Source organism: Mesorhizobium sp. M4B.F.Ca.ET.143.01.1.1, assembly GCF_004792275.1.
GTDB lineage: Bacteria > Pseudomonadota > Alphaproteobacteria > Rhizobiales > Rhizobiaceae > Mesorhizobium > Mesorhizobium abyssinicae.
This window is the reverse complement of the sequence record NZ_SRSR01000002.1, coordinates 208,160-226,670: the sequence shown is the minus strand read 5'-3', so window position 1 is coordinate 226,670 and position 18,511 is coordinate 208,160. Positions and strand designations below refer to the sequence as shown.

Genomic DNA, 18,511 nt, shown 5'->3' with positions numbered 1-18,511 from the left:
AAGCCGCCGGCGTTATGTCGCGGTGCTATACGGCCTTCGCCGGGTCGGCATGGCGGTGCACGAGCCTGAACGCGCCGTCCTCGAAGCGGAACACCTCGGTCACCCGCAAGGTCATCGCCGTGGTCTCGCCATTCTTGCCCATGCGCGCCTCGGCGTGCTGCAGGCCGGTCCAGAACGCCAGGCCGCCGCTTGCCGAGGATTGCAGCACCTCGAGATCGGTGCTGCCGCCTTCATGGAAGCTGCGCGCGTCGCGCTCGTAACGGCTCGCGACGGCGTTGGCACCCCGGAGATGATCGCCCCGCGGCGAGAAGAAAGTCGCCGGTTCCGCGTGCGTGACGATCGCCTCGAGCGATTTCGCGTCGCCGTTGACATAGTCTTCGGCAATCTTTTCACGCTGCCGCATGAACGCCTCGAAGGAGGCATCGTCTGGCCGGATGGTTCTGATCCAGTCCTCCAGGGCGCTCATGAATTTCTCCAGGTATCCAGCGGTTTCGCTGCTCTTCACCCCGCCCTTGTCGTCCAGCAGGTCGGCGACGGTGCTGATATAGGCTTCCGGCTGCTGCATCACCGGCATGTCGAGAAAGACGAAGGTCTGGCGCAGCGCATGGTTGGCGCCAAACGCTCCAAGCTTGTTCGGGGTGACGCTGACGACCCCGGCCGGCAGGCCTTTGAACACGCTCTTGCCTGACGGGCGCGAGCCCACATCCAGCGCATTCTTCAGGCAGCCGGGGATCGAGCGGTTGTATTCCGGCGTGACGAAGAGCACCGCATCGGCGCTGCGGATTTCCGCGCGGAATGTCGACCATGCGCGCGGCGGATCTTCGCCCTCGAGGTCCTCGTTGTAGAGCGGCAGGTCGCCGATCTCGATGAAGCGGCAGCGCATCGAGTCTGGTGCGCGGGCGGCCAGTGCCCTGGCGATCTTGCGGCTGTAGGACTGGGCGCGAAGGCTGCCGACGATGACGGCGAGCTGGATTGCGCGGGTTTGGGCTGCATTGTTCATGATGCGTGTCCGGGCTGTTGGAACGGCTGCGTTTGCCTGGGTGCCGGCGCGGGGCGCCGGCGGCGGAATTCGTCCCGCTCGCGAGACAGGTCGCCTGATGTTTTGGATAATGCCCAGGCCTCGGCGAGGTTCCGACGCGCCGGCTGACGCCCCCGCCCGGCGGCCGTTGGCCTTGCCGTCGGCGCCGTTGCACAGTAATGACAGGCGAAGGGTGGCGCTGCCGCCGGCCCGCAACAACGAGGTGGACATGTCCGCGCGCATTTTCAGCCCAGCCAAAACTGCGATGCAGTCAGGCAAGGCCAAGACCGGTCACTGGGTTCTGGAATTCGATCCCGCGCAGCGCAAGAAGATCGACCCGCTGATGGGCTACACCACCTCGGGCGACATGCTGAGCCAAGTCAGGCTGACCTTCGACACCAGGGAAGAAGCGGTGGCCTATGCCGAAAAGGAAGGCCTCGCCTACCGCGTCGAGGAGCCGAAGGAGACCAAGCGCCGGCAGATTTCCTACGCGGAGAATTTCCGCTATGACCGCAGGACGCCCTGGACGCACTGACCGGCAAGCCGGGCGGCGCGCCCGGCCGAGAAGCAGAAACCCGGCATCGCCGGCCAGCGGTCCCGTAGCTCAGCTGGATAGAGCACCGGCCTTCTAAGCCGATGGTCGCAGGTTCGAATCCTGCCGGGATCGCCAATATCTCCGATTTTGTTGACTTTTTGGCGGGGCTGGCGAGGCTGAAGCGCCGGCCTAAGTGCGTGTGGCGCCGTTCCCCAGGCCGGCGAACTGCTGTGCCGGCCGGCGACCGATCGGCGCTTCGCGCCGGTCATGTCCGCGCCCCACTTCGATGATCCCGACCAGCGCGCGAACGAACTCGACCATGTCGTTTGCGGTGATGGCTGCATCGTCCGGACTTTGCCCAATATGCTCCGCCGCCTTGCAACAAGACAGGCGGATGAGATCGTAGTGCAAATCCCTCTCGTCATCCGGCAAAGCCGCTAGTCTCATGGCCCGGCGATGAATCAACCGCAGCAATTGTTCCAGAGCTGTTTCGACACTCATGCGTTTGCTCCGCATTGGTCGAACGTCCCGGCGCTCGAGGGCGCACGTTGGAACGTCGATGAGGAGGGCATTGCCCTTCCTCCACGCGCAAAGGCTGCATGACAGCCGTTAACATATCGTTTCCTGCTAATATGATGCGCGGCAGGGCCACGCGCCGAGCGCGATCCAGGCGGACCTAGAGCCAGCGCCCGCGGCGGGGATCGTCCGCACCGGTCAGGATGAGCCCAAGCATCAGGCCGATCGTGCCGCCGAGAACGAAGGCGGTCGAGACCGTGCCCGGATTTTCCTGGACCACTCCGGAAACCGATTGCGCTCTGCTGCGAAGTGCCTGAGCGGTCCGGCTGGCACGATCAGTCGCGCTGTCATACCAGCCATTGGCCTCCTCCAGAGCCTCTTCGGCGCGCTCGGACAATGTTCGATTGATCTTGTTGATCTCGCGCTTCAACTGCGCGACCTGCTTTTCGAGTGCCTCCTGAGCCTCGCGTTGGGTCATTTTGGGTGTCGAGGATTGGTCGTCTGTTTCGGCCATTGGTTTTCTCCTTCGCGTCGGTCAACGGCCGGCGTCGGAATATGGTTCCCGCCGTCAAGAGTTCCACCACCGTGACAGTCTCGATCGGACCGGGTCGGACCAAAGCCTGATCGCCGAGCGCAATGGGCCGCGGCCGGCAACCAATTTCACGGTCGCGAGTTGGTGAGCGGCTGCGGCAAGGCCTGTCGTCAGTCACCGGATGTCCGCAAGTTCTTCTTGACATAGCGGGCGCCGATTGGCATCGCCACCAGCGGCAAGCGGTGTGGCGTATTCGAATAGCGAGACGAATGTGACCTCTAGCCCAAGCAGACTGAACCTGCATGACGAAGCAGGCCGACCCGCAAACGACAACCATACTGCCCCCCGAGTTTTTTCGATCCTCGATCTCATCTCAACCGACGATGATGAGGTCGCGAACCGTGTCAGACGCGCGGAGCGCTTCGCCATAGCCGTGCTGATCGCGATGGCTGTCTGCCTGATCGCAGGCCCGATAGTCTATGCGACCCTGATGTTCGGGATCTGAAGCCCGAACGGATGGACCTGTCCATCCCGCCCGGGCACCATCATTCCGACGCGTGCTCCACCAGCACATGCGCCTCGCGCGCGGCGCCGATGAACGCGTCCCGGGCGGCGTCGGCCGGAACCTCGCCGCTCATCGCCCTGCGGCAGGCGCGCAACGCCGAGCCGTGCAGCGCGCTGCCGGCGTCGCGCCACTGACCCGCCAGCAGCTCGGCCGCCTGCTGTGCGCTCGAAATGTGCCTGATCGCGCCCGCGACGCCCACCGAAACCGTGACCGGCCTCGAAAACCAACCCTGGGTCATGTTGGAACCCTCACTGCCTTCAACCATCCAAAACGCGGGAACGGCCGCGAGGTTTCATTGCCCTTCTCAACAGCCCGTGAGGTCGCCATTGCCGATGCATCCGGCCCTTGCTTCACCGTCTCGGAGCGGTGAGGGCGCTGCGACCACGCGCAAAAAATCGTTATATTGTTGCTGAAAGAGCGCCGTGCTGGTACTTCTTGGCAGCGCGGGTTCGGAAGTTTGCGAATCTGCGCCGGCTCGCGCCGCTTTCCAAGGCGCGTGGGTCGTCCCGGCCATGATCCCGAATGGTGGCAACCGATTCTTCGAGAAGGATCATGGTCAAACAAGAAGCAGAGCTCCGTTCCGATACCGTCGGGATGGTTCGCTCAGGTAACGCTCTGGATGTCTGATGCCATTGCCCCCGTGGCTTCGGAAGAGCACGAAGTATGGGGAAATCGATGGTCTCGAAGGAACTCACTTCCAACGCCGAAACCGCGGCCGCGTTTCTGACCGTGATGGGCAACGGGAAGCGGCTTATGATCATGAACTATCTGGCTGCGGGCGAACTCTCGGTCGGCACTCTCGCCGAGAAGGTCGACCTCAGCCAGTCTGCCCTGTCGCAGCATCTTGCTAAGCTGCGCAGGTTTGGCCTGGTCGAAACCCGCCGCGACCGGCAGATGGTCTATTACTCCTGCAAGTCGGCCGCGGCGCGCGAACTGCTCGCCTTGCTGGATGGTCTGCTGGCGACCGAGCGACCGCTCGCAGGCCAGCACCGGCAGTACGTGGCCGAAAGGCAGCGCCGGCCGCAGGCGGCCTGAACAGGCACGCCTGGCGCTCCGGCCGCGCCCGGCAGCCTGTCGATCCCGTGACAGGGCACCGGCCTTCCAGGCCGGTGCCGATGTCGTGTCTGCCTTTTGCCCTGTTTCCGTGAAGCGGTGAATCGCTCTACGGCGCTGCGCGCCTGGTCACCACGCTCCTCACCGCAAGCACCAGCACGGTGATGATGATCAGGATCACCGAGAGCGCGGCGATCGCCGGGTCGATGTTGTCGCGCAGCCCCATCCACATCAGGCGAGGCAGCGTGATGGCGTTGACCGAGGTGATGAACAGCGTCACGCCGATCTCCTCCCAGGACAGCACGAAGGAGAGCAGCGCGGCGGTGACGATGCCGAACTTGATGTTGGGCATGATGACGCGCGTCGCGCGCTCCCACACGCTGGCGCCGAGGCCGCGCGCGGCGAGGTCGATGCGGCGGTCGAGCTGGCTGAGCGAGACCAGGATCAGCACCGTCGCGAAGGGCACCGTCATCACCGAATGCGCCATCGCCACGCCGAGCCAGGTGTCGTAGCCCAAGAACGAGCTCGCCCCCGAGATCGAGGTCAGCAGGAAGTAGAGCGTGATCGCCGAGACCACCGGCGGCACCACCATCGGCAACAGCACGAAGCCGACGAGTGCGGCTGTAAAGCGCGGCTGGAACATCCACACCCCAAGGCTGAAACACAGCGCCAGCACGGTCGAGATGGCGCTGCTGACCACGCCGATCCGGATCGACAGCAGGATGGCGTCGATCCAACGCGGATCCTCGTAGAGCGATCGGTAGTGGCGCAGCGACAGTTCGCCCGACGGCATTGCCAGCATCCGGCTCGGCGTCAGCGATACCGGGATGACGGCAAGCAGCGGCAGCAGCAGGAACAGCGCCACCAGCACGGCGAGGATGAGCGAGACAGGACCGGGACGATAGGTCGGCATCGCTACACCAGCTGCTTCGGTTTGACGTAGCGGAACAGGAGCGCCATCAGCGCGCCGACGAACAGCACCAGCACGACGCTGATCGCCGCGCCCAGTCCCCAGTCCGGGCTCTGGAAGATGCGCAGATAAATCAGCTCGGCGATCATCACGCTGCGGCCGCCGCCGAGGATAGCCGGCGTGACGAAGAAGCCCAGCGAGAAGACGAAGACGATCATCGCCGAGCCGATGACGCCGGAGCGCGTCATCGGCACGAACACCGTCCAGAAGGTACGCATGCGGCTGGAGCCCAGCCCGCGCGCCGCGAGCAGCACGCGCTCGTCGAGGCTGCGCATGGCAGACGCCAACGGAAACACCGCGAAGGGGATGAGGAAATGCGTCATGCCGACAATGACGCCGAATTCGTTGCGCACCAGGGTGAGCGGCTCGGAAATGAAGCCCATCGACTGCAGCCAGGTGTTGATCAGGCCGCGGTTGGAGAGCAGCGCCACCCAGCCGAAGGCGCGCGTCAGCACCGAGATCCAGAACGGCACCAGGATGCAGAATTCGGCGAGCACGCGCTGCGCCGGACTGCCGCGCACCCACACCACGGTGATGGCATAGGCGGCGGTGACCGACACCAGCGTGACGATGAGCGCGATGCGCAGCGTGCGGACAAACACCGACTGCACCAGCGGATCGGTCGCGAGCGCGCCATATTGGCCGAGCCCCGGCGTAGGCAGCGTGAAGCTCCACTTCACCACGCCGAGAAACGGCCAGGCATAGGCAAGGATCAGGAACAGGAGCAGCGGCGCCATCAACAGCGCCGCGCCCGTCCTGTCGGAGAGGGTGCCTCTCATGTCAGCCAGAAAATCCGCGCCCGCTCAGGCGGAGATGATCTTGGTGTATTCGTCGAGCGCCGGCCCGTAATTCTTGGCGTACCACTCCATATCGAGCGCGATCTGCTTCTTCATGTTCTCGGGATCGACCGGGTTGATGCGCTTCTTGTCGGCGGGGATCAGCGCGTCGGCGGCCGGATTGGCCGGGCCCTGTCCGAGCTTGTCGAACATGACCAACTGCTTTTGCGGATCCTGCGCGCTGGCGATGAACTTCATCGCCGCGTCCTTGCCGCCGGGGTTGTTCTTGAGCACGGCCAGCGCGCCGGGCGAGATCAGGCCCTGGTCCCAGATGAATTTGATCTTGCCACCGGAGTCCTGCTCGATTAGCGAGGCGCGCGTCGACCACACGATCGCCATCGAGGCCTCGCCGTTGAGCAGCACGCTCTGGCTTTCGGCGCCGCCACCCCAATAGGCGACGACATTCTCCTTGAAGGCGGCGATCTTGTCATGCGCACGCTTCAAATCGAGCGGGTAGAGCGAGGCGGGTGCGATGCCGTCGGCGAGAAGCGCTGCCTCCCAGCTCGACACGCCCCATTTGTAGAGCGAGCGCTTGCCGGGGAATTTCTTCACGTCGAAGAAATCGGCCATGCCGGTCGGCGCCTCGCTGCCGTATTTCTCCGAATCGTAGGCGATCACATAGGAGAAGAAATAGGTCGAGGCGGCGTATTCCCAGCCGAAGCCCTCGCGCATCTTCTTCTTGTCGACGACCGCGTAGTCGATCGGCTCCAGCATGCCTTGCGCGCCCAGCGTGATCGCCGAGAACGGATCGACGTCGACGAGGTCCCAGGTCGGCGCGCCGCTCTTGAACTGCGCCGCGATCGCGCCTTCGGTCGGGCCCGAGCCGTCCATCTTGACGGTGATGCCGGTGTCCTTGGTGAAGGCCTGGCCATAGGCGGCGTCATAGGCGGTGATGGCGTCGCCGCCCCAGTTCACCAGCACCAGTTCCTTCGCCGCGGCGAAGGCGCCGGTCGAGCGCATGAGCAGCGGCGTGCCGGCCAGCACGAGGCCGGCGAGCTGCGCGAACTGGCGGCGCGAGATTTCGCCGCTCCTTGCCCTGGCGGCAAGGGATTCGATGGCGTGTTTCTTGGTATCGGTCATGTCAGTTCCCCTTGTTTTGTCGTTGATCTGATCCGGAAAGCCGGTGCGGCGAGGTCAGGCCGCAGCAGCGGTCATTGTCCTCCGTCCGGAAGGAGGAAACCTTTTTCGGCCGGCCAGGTCAGCCAGACGGAATTGCCCTTGCTTAGCGCCGCCGCGGCCACCTCGTTCGGCACCGACACCGTCACTTTCGAACCTTGGCGCGTCGTAAGATCAAGCCTGGTCGCAGCGCCCAGATAGGTGGAGGCGATCGCGGTCGCCGCGATGCCGTTCTCGCCCACCGCCGCCTCGCGCGCGATCGACATGTGCTCCGGTCGGATCGCCAGCAAGGCGTCGCCTTTGACCGTCTCGGCCTTGCAGCGCATGTTGACCGCGCGGTCTTCGCACAGGCCGATGGCGCCATTGTCGGCGGGCTTGACGCCCTTCACCGGCAGCATGTTGATCTCGCCCAGGAACTCGGCGACGAAGCGGTTTGCGGGCCGGTCATAGACCTCATCCGGCGCGCCGACCTGCAACAGCTTGCCATGGTTGAAAATGGCGACGCGCGACGACAGCGCCAGCGCCTCGCTCTGGTCGTGGGTGACGAAGACGAAGGTGGTGCCGGTCTCCTGGTGCAGCCGCTTCATCTCGGCCTGCATCTGGCCGCGCAGGCTCTTGTCCAGCGCCGAGAACGGCTCGTCGAGCAGGAGCACGCCCGGCTCGAACACCAGTGCGCGGGCGAGCGCCACGCGCTGCTGCTGGCCGCCGGAAAGCTGCGCCGGCAATTTCTTCTCGTGGCCCTTCAGCCCGACGCGCTCGACCATCTCGCCGACGCGCTGCCTTATCTCGGTGGCCGTTTTCTTGCGCACCTTGAGCGGGAAGGCGATGTTCTGTTCGACGCTCATATGCGGGAACAGCGCATAGCCCTGGAACACCATGCCGGCGGCGCGCTGCTCGGCCGGCCGTTGAGTGATGTCGACACCGTCGCTGAACAGGCGGCCCTCGCTCGGCTGCACGAAGCCGGCGAGGATCATCAGGAAGGTGGTCTTGCCGGAGCCCGACGGCCCGAGCAGGGTCAGGAACTCGCCGCGGCCGATATCGAGCGTCAGATTGTCCAGCGCCCGGAACGAGCCGAAGCTCTTGCCGATCCCGTTCGCCTTGATTTCTGCTGCCCGGCCGGGTTGCTGCATTCCTGCCTCTTCCTCAGTCTCGGTTGAAATCGTAGGCACGGCGCGCGTTCACCGCAATCGAATAGTTTTCGTCTGATCGGCAAATTTGATTCACGTCTGGGCCGACTAGGCGGAAATGGCGCTCCGCCTCAATACGGCCCGACCCGGTTCTCCGACAGCTTCGATCGCAGCCATCCGCCGAACGCCTGCAGCACCGGATGGTTGGCCTTGGCGTGCTCCGACACCAGGAAATACGACCGCGGCGATTTGATCGCGATGTCGAAAGGGCGCACCAGCCGGCCCTCGTTCAGCGCCTTGCGGCTGGTCAATTCGTCACCCATGGCTATGCCCTGGCCGGCGATCGCCGCCGAGAAGACGAGGTTCATGTCGGAAAAGAAGATGCCGCCTTCGGTGTCGGGGTTCTCCACCTTGGACAGCGCCAGCCAGCGCGCCCAGTCCTCGGTATCGCCGAGATGCAGGAGGTTGGCGCGCAGCACGTCGGCGGGCTTGGAAAAACCGCCGACCTTGTTGAGCAGCGTCGGGCTGCAGAGCGGCGTGAACGAGATCTCGCACAGGAGCTCGGCCGCGCGGTTCGGCCAGTTGCCGACACCGAAGGCGATGAAGGCATCGGCGTCGGGATTGCTGACGTCGTCGAGCCGCCTCGGCGTCAGGATGTGCAGCGCGACATCCGGGTACATCTGCCGGAACTCGCCGATATGGGTGCAGAGGAACAGCGAGGCGAAGCCCGGCGTGCAGGAGACGGCGAACGAGCCGCCGACGCCGGTGCCGGCGTTGCGCCCCACAGCGTCGCCGAGAACGGTCAGCGCCTTGCGCACGTCGCTGGCGTAGCGCTGGCCGCGCGGAGTGAGCGCCACTCCCTTGCCGATGCGCTCCAAAAGGTCGAAGCCGAGGTCGCGTTCGAGCAGGCGGAGCTGGTGCGAGACGGCGCTGCGGGTGAGGTGCAGTTCGTCGGCGGCGCGCCACACGCTGCCGTGACGGGCGAAGCTGTCGAGGGCACGCAGGGCTTGTGTGGAAGGTATGCGCAAGGGACCTCAGGTGAACCGAATTTGCACGAGCCGGGAAAACATATCACTTTTTGAAAAGCCGCTTCACTGCTTTCTTCTCACCATGGAGCAACCGGCGACGACATCGGCGCAAGCGACCGCGCTTGCCTGCCTCGACGACATCCAGCCGTCACTGTCGGCATGGACGCGCACCATCTTCGACTTCGGCGAGACCGCCTGGCGCGAGTACCAGTCGGCCGCCTGGTATGTCGAACGCCTGAAGCGCGAAGGCTTTTCGGTCGAGGAAGGCTCGGGCGGCATGCCGACCGCCTTTTGCGCCCACTGGACCAACGGCGCCGGCCCAACCGTCGGCATGTATGCCGAGTACGACGCCGTGCCCGGCAACTGCCAGGATGCGGAGCCGGTGAAGCGACCGCGCCCAGGCCTCGGTGTCGAGGCCGGCGGCCACACCGATCCGCATTCGGGGCTCGGCATCGCCAGCCTAGGCGGCCTGCTCGCCACCAAGGCGGCGATGCAACGCCACGGCATTCCAGGCACTTTGCGCTTCACCGGCGAGCCGGCCGAGAAGGTGAGGGGCTCGAAGCCGATCCATGCCGCCAAGGGCTACTATGACGGCCTTGCCGGCATGATCTCCTTCCATCCTTTCTACATGCTGCCGCTCTGCAACACCGCGCGCTGGGACACCCATTGCGGCGCCGCCTACGCGATGATCTATCGCTTCATCTGCGACGAGCCGGAAAATTGGGTTCGCGCAGGCGATGGCGCTCCCATCCCGCAGGCGCATTCGGCGGTGAGGGCGCCGGGCGCCAACGACGCGCTGATGCTGATGTACATGGCTTCCAAGGCGCTGCGTGATTCCATGCTGCCGCACCAGGGCGGCTGGTCGATCAGCGAGGCGATCCTGACGGCCGGCCAGGCGACCGCCGACAATCTGCCGGCCGGACTGGCCGAGATCCAGTACATGATCCGCGTGCCGACCATTGCCATGGCCGAGCAGGTCACCGCCGTACTCGACCGCAACGCGGAAGCGGCGGCGACGATGAGCGGCTGTCGCCACGAGCGCCATTGGGTGTCGAAGTCGCGGCCAGGCCTCGCCAACCATGCCATAGCCGAGATCACCTACGCGGCGCTTTCGACGGTCGGTCCGCCGCGCTGGGACGAAGAAGCGAGAGCCGTCGCTCGGGAAATCCAGGTCAATGCCGGCGGCGTCGCGACCGAAAACCCTTTCATCGACGAGCTGGAGCGGCTGATTTCGCCACGGGAGGCCGAGGCGATCCTGCGTCGCGATCTGCCGCCTTCGCAGGTCAACTCGACCTCCGACGATTACACCGACATGAGCTGGCATACGCCGACGGCGCGTTTCTATGTCGCGCGCCCGGCGCTGCGCTCGGCAATCGGCCATGCCTGGCCAGGCTGGGTGATGAACGCGCTGGGCGGCATTGCCGCGACGATCGACCCGATGGTGACCTGTGCTTCCAAGACCGTCGCGCTGACGGCGCTGCGCCTGCTCGAGGACAAGGCCGCGCGCGATGCCGCCATGGACGAGTTCGTTGCCCGCACCGGCGGTGGCATCGGCGGCGCGAATTGGATCGCGCCGCTCTGCGACTACGAGCCGCCGATCAATTTCCGCTGGCCGGAATATGTCACCACCGCGCGTGGGCGCGACTGGTGGATACCAAGCAGCCAATGATCTCAAGCAGACCACCTCGAGGAGAACAACCATGACCGTCCATGACCGCATCGTCGCCGAGCCGTTCTCGCTGCAGCGCCGCAACCCCAACGGCGGCACCAAGCCGCTGACCGCCTGGGGCTTCGCCAACGAGACCGATGTGCTGACCGACGTCTTGCTCGGCTCGCCGAACTTCCTGCGCCATCTGTCGACCAGCTCGCTGTCCAGAAAACATCTGCGCGAGGCGCCCTGCAACGTCCAGATCGCGCAGGCGCAGCACAAGGACCTGGTCGCCGCCTACGAGCATTTCGGCGTCAACATCCACTGGCACGAGCCGACGCCGGAACTGCCGATGCAGGTCTATTCGCGCGACTCCAGCGTCATGACTCCCTACGGCGCCTTCATCACCGCCATGGCCAACTGGTGGCGGCGCGGCGAGAACTACGCCGCGATCCGCACCTATGAAAAGCTCGGCATCCCTATCTACGACATGGTCACCGCCGGCACTTTCGAAGGCGGCGACTTCAACGTCATCGAGGACGGCGTGGTGCTGATCGGCTGCGGCGGCGCCCGCACCCAGGAGGAGGGCGCGCGCCAGGTGCAAGCCTGGTTCGATAAGGAGGGCTGGGAGACGCGCATTGCCTTCATCGACGAGTACTATGTCCACATCGACCTGATGGTCGTGCCGATCGCCGAAAAGCTCACCGCGGTGTGCCTCGCCTGCACCGAACCCGGCATCGTCGATTGGCTGAAGGGCAAGGGCCACGAGATCATCGACGTGCCCTTCCAGGACACGATGGCGCTCGGCTGCAACTTCATGTCGCTCGGCAAGGACAGGGTGATCGCGCCGACGTCGAGCCAGACGCTGATCGGCCAGTTGAGGGCGCGCGGCTTCGAGGTCGCGGCGATCGACATGAGCGAGATCTCCAAGACTGGCGGCGGCATCCACTGCATGGCGCAGGCGCTGAAGCGCGAGAAAGCGTAAGAGGCGGCGTCACAGGAGCCGGCTGGCTCAATCCTGGCATCCTTTGTTCTGTGGGACAGGGGATGCGTCGCCGGGTCGTGAGCTATCCGGCTTCATCTAGCTCGAATTATTGCTCTGCCGCGCAAGCTCGTTGCCGACGAAAACTTGCGAGAAATCCAACATAAGCGCACACTAAAATTCTGGGGGGCTCACCAACAAGATCGGGAGGAAAGCATGAATGCCATGAGCTTCACCACCCTTGACGGCGCTAAGGCGACCGTCGACGCTGCGGCCCTCGAAGCCCTTTCTGCACGGATACGCGGCACGGTGCTGCGGGACGGCGACGACGCCTACGAGGACGCCCGCGGCATCTGGAACAGCATGATCGACCGGCGGCCGGCGCTGATCGTGTGCTGCGTCGGCGCCTCCGATGTCGTTGCCGCCGTGAACTTCGCCCGCGAGAACAAGCTCCTCGTCTCCGTGCGTGGCGGCGGCCACAACATCGCCGGCAGCGCCGTCTGCGACGGTGGTCTGATGATCGATCTGTCGCTGATGAAGTCGGTGCGAGTCGACGTCGCGGCGCGCCGCGCCTGGGTTGGGCCGGGTGCCACGCTCGTCGATGTCGACAGGGAAACACAGGCCTTCGGACTGACGGTGCCGGTCGGCATCAACTCGACCACAGGCATTGCCGGCCTGACGCTGGGCGGCGGCTTTGGCTGGACCACCCGCAAATTCGGCCTGACCATCGACAATCTCGTCTCCGCCGATGTGGTCACCGCCGACGGCAAGCTGCTGCGCGCCAGCCAGAGCGAAAATCCCGATTTGTTCTGGGCGCTGCGCGGCGGCGGCGGCAATTTCGGCATCGTCACGGCGTTCGAGTTCCAACTTCACCAATTCGGGCCGCAAGTGCTGTCGGGCCTCGTCGTCCATCCCTTCGCCGATGCCCAGAAAGTGCTGCGCGAATATCGCGAGGCACTGGAGACCGCGCCCGACGAACTGACCTGCTGGGTCGTCATGCGGCAGGCGCCGCCGCTGCCCTTCCTGCCGGCCCAATGGCACGGCAAGGAGGTGCTGGTGCTGGCCATGTGCTATTGCGGCGACATCGAGGCCGGCGAAAAGGCGACGCGGAAGCTGCGCGCCATCGGCTCGCCGATCGCCGATGTCGTCGGGCCCAATCCGCTCACCGGCTGGCAGCAGGCCTTCGACCCGCTGCTTGCGCCCGGCGCCCGCAATTACTGGAAGAGCCATGACTTCACCGAGCTTTCCGACAGCGCGATCGAGATCACCACGGCGGCGATAGCCAAGCTGCCAGGCCCCGAATGCGAGGTGTTCTTCGCCCATATCGGTGGCGCGGCCGGTCGTGTGGCGGCGGACGCCACGGCGTTCCCGCAGCGCAGCTCGCATTTCGTCATGAACGTCCACGCCCGCTGGCGCGAACCGGCAATGGACAAGGCCTGCATCGACTGGGCCCGCGGTGTCTACGAGGCGACAAGGCCCTTTGCCGTCGGTACGGCCTACGTGAACTTCATGCCGGAGGACGAGATCGACCGGGTCGAAGCTGCCTATGGCGGCAACTATCGCCGGCTGCTGGAGATCAAGCAGCGCTACGACCCGCAGAACCTGTTCCGCATGAACCAGAACCTGCGTCCGAAGGAGGGTCTGCGGGCGGCATGACGGCCAGGCATCCGCCGAGGCGACGGCGCGGGCAACCGCGTCGTCGCGCCAACGGGGCTCAGCCGATCACCGCCGGTGTATCATCATAGCTCACGGTCACCAGCTCCGGGTGGCGGTGAGCGAGCGCGAGGATTTGTGTCTCCAATTCGCAATTGTAGGCCATCAGCGCTTTCACCGTCTCTAGCGGGCTCGCGTAGCGGGCGATCAGCTTCTCGGCCTCGGCCTGCAATTCAGCCTGCGCTTCGGCGTCGAGATGCAAGATGCTCATGGCCGCCTCCTTGAAACCTGCAGCCCATCGAGGCGCTCCTGTAGATGCCCATTGAGTACGATCATCTCCTTCAGCGCCTTCACCGCATCGCCCTTGTGGAGCGCAATGAACTTGTGGGCTACGGCCTGAAGCGCCGCTTCCTGGCGGCTGTCCAGCCTCACGATCTGGTCCATCCCGACACCTCCTCGTATATCGTGTGCGAAGTGAACAAAAAGGGTACAAAATTGTCAAGGGCGAATTGACCGGAAGAGGAATGCGTTCCTATTATTAGGCATGCCTGATACTGACGGAAGACGAAAGCGCGGCGGCGGACGGCGGCTCAGCAACGCCCATGAGATTGGGCAGCTCGTGCTCGTCCGCTGCGGGTTGTGCAACGTCAAGCGCTGGTATCAGCCCGACGACCTCATGACGATTTTCGGCGACATTGAACCTGACCTCGTGGGCAGCAAGATGCGCTGCGAGCGCTGCGGCAAGAACGAATTCATGCATGCCGAGACGCAAAGCCCGTCGGCCCTGGAAAGGCAGGGCATCCGGGTGAGGCGACTTGCCGAAATAAGGACGGTGCGGCGTGTCGTGTGGCGGGATGAGCAATAAGAAGGCGGGCGGCCATTGCCAGCTTTGGTTTTTAGAACAACGATCCCTGCGCCGGTGGCTCCGCCGGAAACTTGATCTGCGTCGCCGGCTTGTCGACGATCACCAGCGCGTCGTCCGGCGCCGGGCGCTGCAGCTTCCGCGCTTCCGGCCATGGCGCGGTCAGCCACGTCTCGGTCTCCTCCGGCGTGGTCAGGATCACCGGCATCGCCTTCTCGTGGATCGGCGCGATCAGCGCATTCGGCTTGGTGGTCAGGAAGCCGTAGAGCTGATGGTCGCCCGGACCTTCCTTGACCTTGCGCACGCCTTGCCAGGGCGTCCACAGACCGGCGAAGAAGAACAGCGGCCGGTCCTCGCCGCGCGCGAACCAGAAGTTCTTCTGCACCCCGGTCTCGGGGTCCTTGTCGCCAGGCTGGGGCGAGGGCTCGGCGAAACTCGTCACCGGCACCACGCATCGGTTCTCGACGCCGAGGTAAGGCATCCAGTGGGCGTATTGCGGGTTGCGGATGTTGGTGGTGCCGGGGTCGGCATTGCCGCGCATGCGCTCCGGTGGCGTCGGCATGCCCCAGCGCAGATTGGCAAGTTCGCGCGCCCCGCCCGCCGCGTTGCGCACCACCGGGGCGAACTGGTTGGGATAGATGTCGATCGAGGGTTCGAGGTTGCCGATGACGTCGCGCAGGGCGCTCGTCCACTGGCGGATCGCCTCCTGGCTGGTGGTGATGTTGTAGAGGTTGCACATGATGCAGCCCGCCGTCTCCCAGGGAGGAATTGTTCGCGCATTTCTCGGCAAAGCGCCAGAGCCGGCCGCGCAAACCCCGCCGCGTTGACAGAAGCGGCGAAGCAGCGGAAGATTTGGCATCTGCTGAAGGAGAGATTCCGTGAAGAAGACCTACGCCAGGCCGGTACTGCTCAAGGCGGGCAAGCTCGGGGCGCTCGCCGCCACCACCGTTTCTAAGGCTCCCTGAGCCAAAGGCTTTTGCTTCGACGAAGCGCTGAGGCATTTGTTGCCTCCGCATCGATCTTTCGCGCCCCCGGCTGGCCCCCGGCGCCAGAAGATTTGCACCGCCAGTCCCTCCGCCGCCGCAACTCTCCGGCGACCTGGATCGTACCTCATATCACTTTCGGGAAGTTAGGTGGCCCGGCCGCCGAGGGGGGGTGATGTATGGGTTGGCCGCCGGGCCTGACCGGCTTCTGCGACCTCGCCGGCTGCTTGAACATGCGCTCATGCTAATACTTGGGCAATAGCGACCTAGGGCCTAGGACCAACGTGTACCGGCTTCCCGGTCCGCAAGCGGCGGCTGGCGGCGCTTTCCAGCCGGGCTACTGCTCCCACCATTTCAGCACCCGCATCGCCCTGAGGGTCACCCACCGCGAGGGCTGGCCTTCTCCCTCGTCGACCTCGAACCACACCCGCCCCGGCAGGGTCCAGTCGAGAGGCCATGTGCCGTCTTCCAGGCGTCTGGAACGAAGGTGGTCGATGGCCTCGCCCAGCCGCGGATCGGGATCGGTGCCGGCATATATCGCGGCGGAGCGGAAATGGTCGAGCGCGCGCAAGATGTCGTAGCGCCAGCGGTTCGGGTGCAGGAAGCGCAGGAACCGTTCGTCGGCCGGCTCGCCCGTGGCGAGGCGGCGAAACAGCTTGCGCTCGAGCAGGAATTCCTCGCCCGACCGTCGCGCCTGCCGCGACTGGTCCGTGCCGCCCGTGACGCGCTCGAATTCCAGAAGGCCCTCCAGCACATTGATCGTGCTGGCGAAGGAGGAGCGGAGCGAGCCGTTCGCCCGCTCGCAGTTCCAGCCGCCGTCGTCGAGGCGCTCGCCGACCAGCCTCTCGACGATGGCGGAGACGTCGACGCCGAAATAGGCGCCGTCGGCAACGGTACGGCCGTTGATGCACTCCTCGACCTCGCCCTGCCAATAGGGCTGGCCGCCTTCGTCCCAGCGTGAATTGGCGCCGACCAGATCGACGGCGCGCCTGGCCCGGTCCGAGGCGGGATCGAGGCCGAACTCGCGCAACTGCGACAGCGAAAAGCACGTCGCCGTCCACGGCTGGCCGTGCTCGCGCCACTCTTCGGGGGTGAAGCCGGCAGGCACAAAGGCGCCGCCAGCCCATTGCCCGTCCTCGTCCTGGCAGGCAAGCAGCCGGGCGCCCCAGCCCTCGCTCTCCACCTTGGCGCGTTCCGCCATCCATACCGGCTCCGGCGCGTCCTGCAGGTCGCGCATCACCTGCCAGCGGATCGACGGATCGGAAGCGAGGAGCCATTCGATGACTGGGTCAGTCATGAGCGAGCCTGTCGGCGGGAGATCGATGATTCACTTGTAGCCGCTTCCCTTGCCCGGTGCGAGGTTGATGGGCGCGTAGCGCAGCAGCGTCACGCCCTGGGACAGGCTTTCCGTCCCGAGCGGCTCCAGCCCCAGCGACAGCCCGACCTGGAAGTACGGCTTGCCGCCGCCAAGCACGACCGGATGCATGTAGAGCCGGTATTCGTCGATCAGGCCAGCGCGCGCCAGATGAGCGGCAAGGTCGGCGCCGCCGACGCTGATTTCGCCGCCCGTCTCCGCCTTGAGCGACCTTGCAACGGCCTAGGCGTCGCCGCGCATCAGCCGGGCGTTGAGGCCGACTTCGCCGAGCGTCGTCGAGAACACGATTTTCGGCGTCTCCCGCCAGGCGTGGGCAAAGTCGCGCTCGACCTCGTCGTCGGCGGTCTCTCGCTCCGGACTGTCCCAGAAGCGCATCGCGTCATACATCCTGCGGCCGCAGAGAACGGTCGAAGTACGTCTCATCTCGTCGTTGAAATGCCGGTGCAGCTCGCCTTCCGGCACCGGCAAGCCGATATTTCCGTCCGGCCCTTCTATGCAGCCATCCAGCGACGTCAGCATGGAATAGACGATCCTGGCCATCGGCGTCTCCGTTCCGCTTCGCCAGCATGCATGACCAATTGCATATTGCAATCAGTTTTACCACTGACTGATGGAATTTGGCTTCGCGGCGCGGGCGGAGCCCGTCAAACCCCCGCGTCGCGGCGCAGCGCCGCGAGGAACAGCAACAGCAGCGCCAGCGCGTTGAGGCAGGCGGCGGCCGCGTGCGAATATTCCCATTGCCGCCTGAGCATCTCCCAATTGTCGGGCAGCATGGTCCAGTTGCGGGTCGCCCGGTTTGCCGGAAAGGTGAAGCTCCAGAACACGAATTGCGTGGCGCCGATGGCGATGAAGGCAAGCGCCACCAGGCCGAAGGCGCCGCCCGAGCGGTAGAGCACGACCGCAAGTGCCGCGCTCGACAGCAGGGCGCCCAGCACGAGACTGCCGAACAGGCTCCAGCCGTCATAGGCGCGCTGCGCGGCGAGATAGCTCGTGCCGTCGAGCTTCAGCTTGTTGAGCATCGAGAACAGATGCGCGCCGGCCGGTACGAACGCCAGCGCCGCGAAGATGAAGCTCACCACCCTGAGACCATAGATCGCCATGCCGCTTTCTCCTTCCACGGAGAAGCTAGGGCAGGGGGCGGGCCTGGGAAGGTGGGATGGAAGGCTGGCGCGCCGGCCTCAAAATCCGAAGAACTGCCGTCCGACGAAATAGCCGAGCGCCACAACCACCAACGGAAACAGCGCCGGCGCCACCTTGCCAAGCAGCGAAGGCCTGATCTCCTGGATCGGAGAGTTCCGCGTGGCGTTGTGGAGGTTCTTGGTCATCATATTAGCGTCGGCTGAACAAATTAATATTTTGCAAACCCCGGCGGCACCAGCCTCCGAAAGCCCTCCAGCCTGCTTGACTCTATCCTCCCCGGGGGGATATTCCCCGCCCCATGTCAGAAGGCATCCACACCTCACACCCCGCCATCGTCAAGCGTTTGAAACGCGCCCAGGGCCACCTTGCCGCGGTGCTCTCGATGTTCGAGGCGCAACGCCCCTGCGTCGACCTTGCCCAGCAGCTCCACGCCGTGGAGAGTGCGATCAGCAGCGCCAAGCGCGAGCTGATCCACGATCATATCGAGCACTGCCTGAACGACAGCGCCGAGGGGGGCTCGCATGACGCGCTCGCCGAGCTCAAGCAATTGGCGAAATATCTATGAGCGGTTT

23 protein-coding genes, 1 tRNA gene and 1 pseudogene are annotated in these 18,511 nt (G+C 65.0%); 9 read left to right on the top strand and 16 right to left on the bottom strand.

All coding sequences use genetic code 11. The features are described 5' to 3' along the window. Window positions 1–25: 25 nt before the first annotated feature. On the bottom strand, window positions 26–1,000 hold the full coding sequence (locus tag EN786_RS39430) for an NAD(P)H-dependent oxidoreductase (protein ID WP_145967264.1): 975 nt from the start codon (window positions 998–1,000) through the stop codon (window positions 26–28). Between the two features lie 247 nt (window positions 1,001–1,247). Here EN786_RS39430 and EN786_RS05290 point away from each other — a divergent pair, with 247 nt between their 5' ends. Beyond that, a complete protein-coding gene (locus EN786_RS05290; RefSeq protein WP_127285784.1) occupies window positions 1,248–1,553 on the top strand; it encodes an ETC complex I subunit in 306 nt (101 codons plus the stop codon). 58 nt (window positions 1,554–1,611) lie between these two features. After that, window positions 1,612–1,688 (top strand) — tRNA-Arg (locus EN786_RS05285). Between the two features lie 54 nt (window positions 1,689–1,742). On the opposite strand, the gene EN786_RS05280 is transcribed toward EN786_RS05285, so the two are convergent. Both EN786_RS05280 and EN786_RS05275 read right to left on the bottom strand, forming a co-directional pair. Continuing rightward, complete coding sequence (locus EN786_RS05280) at window positions 1,743–2,054, bottom strand: hypothetical protein (protein ID WP_127311478.1); 312 nt, start codon at window positions 2,052–2,054, stop codon at window positions 1,743–1,745. A gap of 175 nt (window positions 2,055–2,229) precedes the next feature. Continuing rightward, window positions 2,230–2,583, bottom strand: coding sequence for a hypothetical protein (locus tag EN786_RS05275; RefSeq protein ID WP_127311479.1), 354 nt, complete (start codon window positions 2,581–2,583; stop codon window positions 2,230–2,232). Between the two features lie 289 nt (window positions 2,584–2,872). Here EN786_RS05275 and EN786_RS05270 point away from each other — a divergent pair, with 289 nt between their 5' ends. After that, the gene (locus EN786_RS05270; protein ID WP_135908044.1) at window positions 2,873–3,106 is read left to right on the top strand and encodes a hypothetical protein; all 234 of its coding nucleotides are present in this window, start codon (window positions 2,873–2,875) and stop codon (window positions 3,104–3,106) included. 40 nt (window positions 3,107–3,146) lie between these two features. Here EN786_RS05270 and EN786_RS05265 read toward each other — a convergent pair whose 3' ends face one another. After that, window positions 3,147–3,404 carry a DUF982 domain-containing protein gene (locus EN786_RS05265; RefSeq protein ID WP_127311481.1) on the bottom strand — a complete coding sequence of 86 codons (258 nt, stop codon included), beginning with the start codon at window positions 3,402–3,404 and terminating at the stop codon, window positions 3,147–3,149. Between the two features lie 437 nt (window positions 3,405–3,841). Between EN786_RS05265 and EN786_RS05260 the strand changes: the two genes are divergently transcribed. Continuing rightward, window positions 3,842–4,201, top strand: a complete 360-nt coding sequence (locus EN786_RS05260) for a metalloregulator ArsR/SmtB family transcription factor (protein WP_127287233.1) — start codon at window positions 3,842–3,844, stop codon at window positions 4,199–4,201. Between the two features lie 127 nt (window positions 4,202–4,328). Here EN786_RS05260 and EN786_RS05255 read toward each other — a convergent pair whose 3' ends face one another. The 5 genes from EN786_RS05255 to EN786_RS05235 form a co-directional block, all read right to left on the bottom strand. After that, the gene (locus EN786_RS05255; RefSeq protein ID WP_127311482.1) at window positions 4,329–5,132 is read right to left on the bottom strand and encodes an ABC transporter permease; all 804 of its coding nucleotides are present in this window, start codon (window positions 5,130–5,132) and stop codon (window positions 4,329–4,331) included. A 2-nt stretch (window positions 5,133–5,134) separates the two neighbouring features. Next, on the bottom strand, window positions 5,135–5,968 hold the full coding sequence (locus EN786_RS05250) for an ABC transporter permease (RefSeq protein WP_135908042.1): 834 nt from the start codon (window positions 5,966–5,968) through the stop codon (window positions 5,135–5,137). A gap of 24 nt (window positions 5,969–5,992) precedes the next feature. After that, the gene (locus tag EN786_RS05245) at window positions 5,993–7,105 is read right to left on the bottom strand and encodes an ABC transporter substrate-binding protein (protein WP_127311731.1); all 1,113 of its coding nucleotides are present in this window, start codon (window positions 7,103–7,105) and stop codon (window positions 5,993–5,995) included. Window positions 7,106–7,176: 71 nt separating this feature from the next. Next, on the bottom strand, window positions 7,177–8,271 hold the full coding sequence (locus EN786_RS05240; protein WP_127311732.1) for an ABC transporter ATP-binding protein: 1,095 nt from the start codon (window positions 8,269–8,271) through the stop codon (window positions 7,177–7,179). Window positions 8,272–8,399: 128 nt separating this feature from the next. Further along, window positions 8,400–9,296 carry a LysR substrate-binding domain-containing protein gene (locus EN786_RS05235; RefSeq protein WP_126055475.1) on the bottom strand — a complete coding sequence of 299 codons (897 nt, stop codon included), beginning with the start codon at window positions 9,294–9,296 and terminating at the stop codon, window positions 8,400–8,402. Between the two features lie 82 nt (window positions 9,297–9,378). Between EN786_RS05235 and EN786_RS05230 the strand changes: the two genes are divergently transcribed. The 3 genes from EN786_RS05230 to EN786_RS05220 all read left to right on the top strand — a co-directional run bounded on the left by EN786_RS05230 (window position 9,379) and on the right by EN786_RS05220 (window position 13,582). Continuing rightward, the gene (locus EN786_RS05230) at window positions 9,379–10,965 is read left to right on the top strand and encodes an amidohydrolase (RefSeq protein ID WP_128274496.1); all 1,587 of its coding nucleotides are present in this window, start codon (window positions 9,379–9,381) and stop codon (window positions 10,963–10,965) included. A 31-nt stretch (window positions 10,966–10,996) separates the two neighbouring features. Continuing rightward, window positions 10,997–11,929 carry a dimethylarginine dimethylaminohydrolase family protein gene (locus tag EN786_RS05225; protein ID WP_127311353.1) on the top strand — a complete coding sequence of 311 codons (933 nt, stop codon included), beginning with the start codon at window positions 10,997–10,999 and terminating at the stop codon, window positions 11,927–11,929. A gap of 213 nt (window positions 11,930–12,142) precedes the next feature. Beyond that, window positions 12,143–13,582: an FAD-binding oxidoreductase gene (locus EN786_RS05220; RefSeq protein ID WP_127311354.1), complete on the top strand. Its 1,440-nt coding sequence runs from the start codon at window positions 12,143–12,145 to the stop codon at window positions 13,580–13,582. Between the two features lie 58 nt (window positions 13,583–13,640). Here EN786_RS05220 and EN786_RS05215 read toward each other — a convergent pair whose 3' ends face one another. Continuing rightward, window positions 13,641–13,850 carry a hypothetical protein gene (locus EN786_RS05215; RefSeq protein WP_127286627.1) on the bottom strand — a complete coding sequence of 70 codons (210 nt, stop codon included), beginning with the start codon at window positions 13,848–13,850 and terminating at the stop codon, window positions 13,641–13,643. After that, window positions 13,847–14,023, bottom strand: a complete 177-nt coding sequence (locus EN786_RS05210; RefSeq protein ID WP_127311355.1) for a hypothetical protein — start codon at window positions 14,021–14,023, stop codon at window positions 13,847–13,849. Before EN786_RS05210 ends, EN786_RS05215 begins: the two co-directional genes overlap by 4 nt. Window positions 14,024–14,123: 100 nt before the next feature. Here EN786_RS05210 and EN786_RS05205 point away from each other — a divergent pair, with 100 nt between their 5' ends. Beyond that, window positions 14,124–14,444: a hypothetical protein gene (locus tag EN786_RS05205; protein ID WP_127286629.1), complete on the top strand. Its 321-nt coding sequence runs from the start codon at window positions 14,124–14,126 to the stop codon at window positions 14,442–14,444. A gap of 31 nt (window positions 14,445–14,475) precedes the next feature. Here EN786_RS05205 and EN786_RS05200 read toward each other — a convergent pair whose 3' ends face one another. The 5 genes and pseudogenes from EN786_RS05200 to EN786_RS37605 form a co-directional block, all read right to left on the bottom strand. After that, entirely contained in the window at window positions 14,476–15,180 is a 705-nt protein-coding gene (locus EN786_RS05200) for an SOS response-associated peptidase (protein WP_127311356.1), read from the bottom strand. A 581-nt stretch (window positions 15,181–15,761) separates the two neighbouring features. After that, on the bottom strand, window positions 15,762–16,721 hold the full coding sequence (locus tag EN786_RS05195) for a squalene cyclase (RefSeq protein WP_127311357.1): 960 nt from the start codon (window positions 16,719–16,721) through the stop codon (window positions 15,762–15,764). A 30-nt stretch (window positions 16,722–16,751) separates the two neighbouring features. Continuing rightward, window positions 16,752–17,318, bottom strand: a pseudogene (locus EN786_RS05190) (dihydrofolate reductase family protein). A 125-nt stretch (window positions 17,319–17,443) separates the two neighbouring features. Continuing rightward, window positions 17,444–17,899, bottom strand: coding sequence for a hypothetical protein (locus EN786_RS05185; RefSeq protein ID WP_127311823.1), 456 nt, complete (start codon window positions 17,897–17,899; stop codon window positions 17,444–17,446). A 78-nt stretch (window positions 17,900–17,977) separates the two neighbouring features. Next, window positions 17,978–18,124 carry a hypothetical protein gene (locus tag EN786_RS37605; protein ID WP_189523004.1) on the bottom strand — a complete coding sequence of 49 codons (147 nt, stop codon included), beginning with the start codon at window positions 18,122–18,124 and terminating at the stop codon, window positions 17,978–17,980. Window positions 18,125–18,237: 113 nt separating this feature from the next. Here EN786_RS37605 and EN786_RS05180 point away from each other — a divergent pair, with 113 nt between their 5' ends. Then, window positions 18,238–18,504, top strand: a complete 267-nt coding sequence (locus EN786_RS05180; RefSeq protein ID WP_127286125.1) for a metal-sensing transcriptional repressor — start codon at window positions 18,238–18,240, stop codon at window positions 18,502–18,504. The last annotated feature ends 7 nt before the right edge of the window (window positions 18,505–18,511 follow it).